Annotated in this window: 4 protein-coding genes; all 4 read right to left on the reverse strand. The window is 70.4% G+C overall.

The window, feature by feature from the left end; all coding sequences use genetic code 11:
- The coding region (locus tag ABZ490_RS51975) for a hypothetical protein (RefSeq protein ID WP_359008042.1) at positions 1-2,388 on the reverse strand (2,388 nt) is incomplete at its 3' end.
- A complete protein-coding gene (locus ABZ490_RS51980; RefSeq protein WP_359008045.1) occupies positions 2,385-3,812 on the reverse strand; it encodes a hypothetical protein in 1,428 nt (475 codons plus the stop codon). The genes ABZ490_RS51975 and ABZ490_RS51980, both read right to left, overlap by 4 nt.
- Positions 3,813-3,885: 73 nt before the next feature.
- Complete coding sequence (locus ABZ490_RS51985) at positions 3,886-4,248, reverse strand: ATP-binding protein (protein ID WP_359008048.1); 363 nt, start codon at positions 4,246-4,248, stop codon at positions 3,886-3,888.
- Entirely contained in the window at positions 4,245-4,448 is a 204-nt protein-coding gene (locus ABZ490_RS51990; protein ID WP_359008051.1) for a hypothetical protein, read from the reverse strand. Before ABZ490_RS51990 ends, ABZ490_RS51985 begins: the two co-directional genes overlap by 4 nt.
- Positions 4,449-4,587 lie beyond the last annotated feature (139 nt).

The raw sequence follows: 4,587 nt of genomic DNA on the forward strand, positions 1-4,587 counted from the left end.
GACGGAGAGGTTGTTCAGTGAGCCGGCGAGGTCGGGGAGGTGGGCGGCGGGGTTGGTTTGGCTGAGGGTGCGGTAGTGGTCGACGGCTTCGGTGACCGAGGCCAGTGCTGCCTGCCGGTCTCCGGTCCCGCTCTGCCGGTTGGAGAGGGTGTGCAGTGAGCCGGCGAGGTCGGGGAGGTGGGCGGCGGGGTTGGCTTGGGTGAGGGTGCGGTAGTGGTCGACGGCTTCGGTGACCGAGGCCAACGCCCCCTGCCGGTCCCCGACGGTAAATCGACGGTGGCTGATGCGCTGGAGATGCTCGGCGAGTTCAGCGGGCGGGGCGGTGTCGTCGGCCCGCAGGAGCGACAGGCGCCGAAGATCGGCGTGCAGGCCCAGTTCGGGTAGGCCGATCGCGGTGAAGGGGATGGTGTCCGAGAGGGCTTCGAGCCAGGGAACCGGCGGGTCGTTGTCGATGAGTTGGCCGAGGGCTGCCAGTGCGGTGCCGCCTTGTTCCGCCGCAACGTGAAGGACGGGCAACCAGCGGTCCGTGTCGGCGCTGACCCACTCCGTCACCAGGTGAGTAGCACTCTCGGGCTCGGCCGCGGCAGCGCGATTGAATTGGCGCAAGGCGGCCAGGAGACGGTCGCCGTCCAGGCCGTCCAGGACGCTGGGGAGAAGGTCCTCGTCGTCGCGGAGTTCGTGAAGGGTGAGGTGGTCGGCGATGGGGTCAGGGCGGAGCACCAGGGGTTCGCCAGGGCCCGGTTGCAGGCAGGTGGTCAACGTGGTGCTGACGGTGTCGCGCCACTTCGCGTCGTCGGAGAGTTCCTCCACCGCGCGTAGGGCGGCATGGATCTCTTTGCGGGTGGTGGGCGCGCGCAGGGTGAGGCTGGCGACCGCGCGGCTGAGCAGGTCGACGGGGGCGTCCGCGTCCCGGCTCAGACTGGCGTTCTTCCGGTACGTCTGGGCCCAGTAGGCGCGTTCGTGGTCGAGGACTTCCTCGTAGAGGGCCTCCCTGGTGGTGGGGAGGCGGTCGGGGCTGCGGGCAGCGAGGAGAGCCAGCAGGATGTAGTCCAGGGTGGTCCAGTCGGCCGGGGCCGCCCGGTCGGCGGCTTCGAGGTCGAGTTCGTCGTCGGGACCCTGGTGGAACGCACGGGCGGCACGGCGGAAGAGCGCAGTGCCGGCGGGATGTTCGGGCGGCAGGGCCAGCGGGGGGCCCTCGCTGATGAGATGGCCGTCGCGAGTCCATGCCTTGCGCAGGGTGTCCAGCCACTGACCGCTGATGGCTCGGGCGGTCATGATGACGACGGCCGGTGCGGCGCCGCGCTCGATCCGGCGTTTGAGGATGGTCAGCAGGTGTTCCGCGTCGGCGGTACGGGCATCGGCGTAGTCGAGGACGATGAGGGTGGGGGAGACGACCGTGCCCAGCCAGTCCCGCCCGGCCGCTCCTTCCCGCAGGTAACCGGTGTACCAGCCGTCCCTGGTCGCCAGTCGGTCGGCCAGTTCCAGGGCGAGGCGGGTCTTGCCCGCGCCGCCGGCGCCATGGATGACGATGACGCCGGTGTAGGCGCCTGTGGCGACGGCGTGGCACCAGTCGGTGAGGATCGTCAGCTCGTCCCTCGCCTGGAAAGGCACGACGCGATGCTCGGCTTTCAGCGCCAGCAGAGGCCGGTGGATCCCCGGAACCATGTCCACGTACGGCGAGCGCATCGGCTGGTCGTCAGGACGCTCGGCCGGGGTGTGGGTGTCGCGTTCGCGCCAGGCGCGGCGGATGTCGACGGCGAGTCGCCAGTTCCAGTCGAGCGAGTAGCGAGCACCTGCGGCAGCAGCTGCGGCGAAGGTGGCGCTCGCGCCGAGAATCGGAGACGAAGGCAGCGCGTGTGAGATGCCCACCGGGTCCAGCACCAGCAGCGATCGGGAGGCTCCGTCGATGTCGGTCTGGACGAGCTCTTCCCAGCCGTCTGGCGGGCTCGGCCATACGTCCGCATCCGGCACCTGGATGCCGCTCTCGGGGTCCAACTCGTCGATCCACACCGCCAGCAGGGCATGGGCTGCCCGTCCCTGCTCAGGCGCGTCGACGATCAGGACCAGCGGATGCAGACCGGAGTGCAGGCAGGCCCCCGCCAGGATCAGCGCCAGATCCAGGCAGGTCGCGTGCTTGGGGCACCACAGCACCTCGCCGGGCTGGCGGATGACCTGGCGCTCCGGGTCGTCGGAGGGTGCCTCGTAGGAGTATGTGATCCCGGCGTCGGCCAGAGCTTCGTACACACCCCGCGCCTGCCCCAGCCGACTGTCCGCCGGCGGTCCCGGCAGCCGCACCAGCGCCGCCACCTCGTCCGGCAGGACGTACTTCGCCAACGCGGCCGGTTCGCCCTCCAGCGACCAGCGCGGCCACGAACCGGCGGCGCTCACGCGGTCACCACCGCGATGCTGTCGGACACGGACAGATCGCCGACTCCCGGCACAGCCCGCACACTCACCCGCACGTCGTACAAGCCGTCTCCCGGAGGACCAGGGAGATCAGCCGCAAAGGCGCCACGCTCGCCATCCCACTCCAGCCGCACCTCCGCGACCACCCTCCGCGGCCCACCCGCCGGACGCAGAGTCGCCCAGACAGCCAGCGCGCCCGGATCAGCCGTCGCCTCCTCCGCCAGGCTGTCCCCGCACAGCCGTACCTCCAACGGGATGGCGTCCCCCTGGAGATGGAGTTCCTCCACGTCCAGCCCGAGTGCCGCCTCCCGCTCCTCGCCCCGCGCCGCCGTCAGCCTCTGGCGCTGCTCGTAGACCTCGACCAGGCCGGGGATCCAGTCAGCGGAAGCGATCGGGCCGTGGCGGTCACGGGCCCGCCAGCCCAGGGTGTCGTGCCCGTCCATCTCCACGGGGACGGCCGAGATCGCGGGGACCGTGCCGTCGCCGTGGTCCTTCTCCCAGCCCGCCAGATCCAGCCAGCCCGGCAGCTTCTTGCTCACCTTCAGCTTGCGGCCGTCCCACACCGCCGAGCCCGGAGTCCGATGGCTCCAGCCCAGCCGGGGCACCACTTGCGGCTCGGCGCCGGTACGCGGGATCTCCCGCCACCCCTGCTCGATCTCGTCGTGCAGCCCGAATCCCTGTTCCGCCAGCGACCGCAGGCCGTCCAGAGGCAGATCATGCGGATACAGGGGAGCCGAAGCGCCTGCGTCCCAGATCATCGGATACCGCGGCAGCAACTCACTCACCGACGGCCACTCCCGCAGCAGCTCGCTCACGCCGTCCAGCCGCACCCCCGCCAGCCGCACACCGTTGGCCAGCAGGTGCAGAGCCTTCGGGGCGCCACGGTGAGGGGTGCCCAGCGTGATCAGCGACCGGCACAGCGGCCACCCCTCCAGCGGGCCCAGCCAGTAGCGCGCCACCAGCCCGCCCATCGAGTGCGCGACCACCACGACCCGCCCCGCCTGTTCGGACGGCGAGAGGTCCTTCAGCCGGTCGTGGACGTCGGCGGCGAGCAACTCCGCGGCATGCCGGACGCCGAGCCGGAAGTCGTACGGGAACAGAACCACGTTCGCGTTCGGGTTCCGCTGATCCGGGTGGCCGGTGTCGATGACCGTGCCGGGCAGGGCCGCGAGGCCCGCCACCAGGCGTTCGTAGCCGGGGACCACCGTCCAGCCCGGCAGCAGCCGCTTGGAACGGATCAGTCCGGTCGGGCGCAGTGGCTCGTCGACCCCCAGCCGGTGCGGCTTCGACAGCAGACCGGCGATGTCGCCGAAGCCCGCGTCCCACACCGCCTTCTGCTCTCCGGGCCGTTCCAGAACACTGCCGCCGATACCGGGCAGTACGTACACCAGATGCCTGCGCCCCATGGCCCCCGCCTTCCGCTTTATGCGGCTTCTTCTACCAGTAACTGGCAAGTGAGCAACGGAAGTTCCGGGAATATCAACCTTTTGATACACCGCCCACTTCACACCACACGGTCTTCCGATCCGCCCCCTGCTCGACGCCCCATCTCTCCGCGAGCACGTCGAGCAGGGCGAGGCCCCGGCCGGACTCCTCCGTGGTGGTCGGCGGCAGGAGGACGGGGAGGACGCGGGGGTCGGGGTCGGTGACTTCGATGCGGGTACGGCCGTACGACGTGCCGGTGACCCGGACTGTCACCGGGGTGCCCTCGCCGAGGTGGTCGATGACGTTCGTGAGCAGTTCGCTGAGGCAGAGACGGACGTCGTGACCGTGCTCGTGGAGCTGGCCGCGGAGGTCGGGGACGGACTTCGGGGTGACGAGGAGGCTGAGTTCGAAGGTCACTGCTCGGCTGCCTTCCTGAGGAGGGCGGCCAGGTTGCGGGCGGTCGCGGGGTTGCAGTTTCCGAGTGCCACGAGGGTCTGGCGGTAGGCGGAGGTGAACGTCGGCAGGTCGATCCGGAGCGAGGGCAGGGTGATGCCGTGCAGGGCGAGGGCGGCGCGGAGTTCCTCCACGCAGGCGATCGAGTCGTCGGGGGTGGCCACGGGCTCTCCTGTGCGTACTGTGACGAAGCACTCACAGAGTGCTCCCCTGCTCTCTTGAAAATGGCCTGAGTTGATGCGCGTTGGTAGAGGTCAAGCGGTCTCTTCTCGCGGGGTGACGGTGATGTCGAGGCCGAGGGCG

It is taken from the genome of Streptomyces sp. NPDC005811, from assembly GCF_040630405.1.
Classification (GTDB): Bacteria; Actinomycetota; Actinomycetes; order Streptomycetales; family Streptomycetaceae; genus Streptomyces.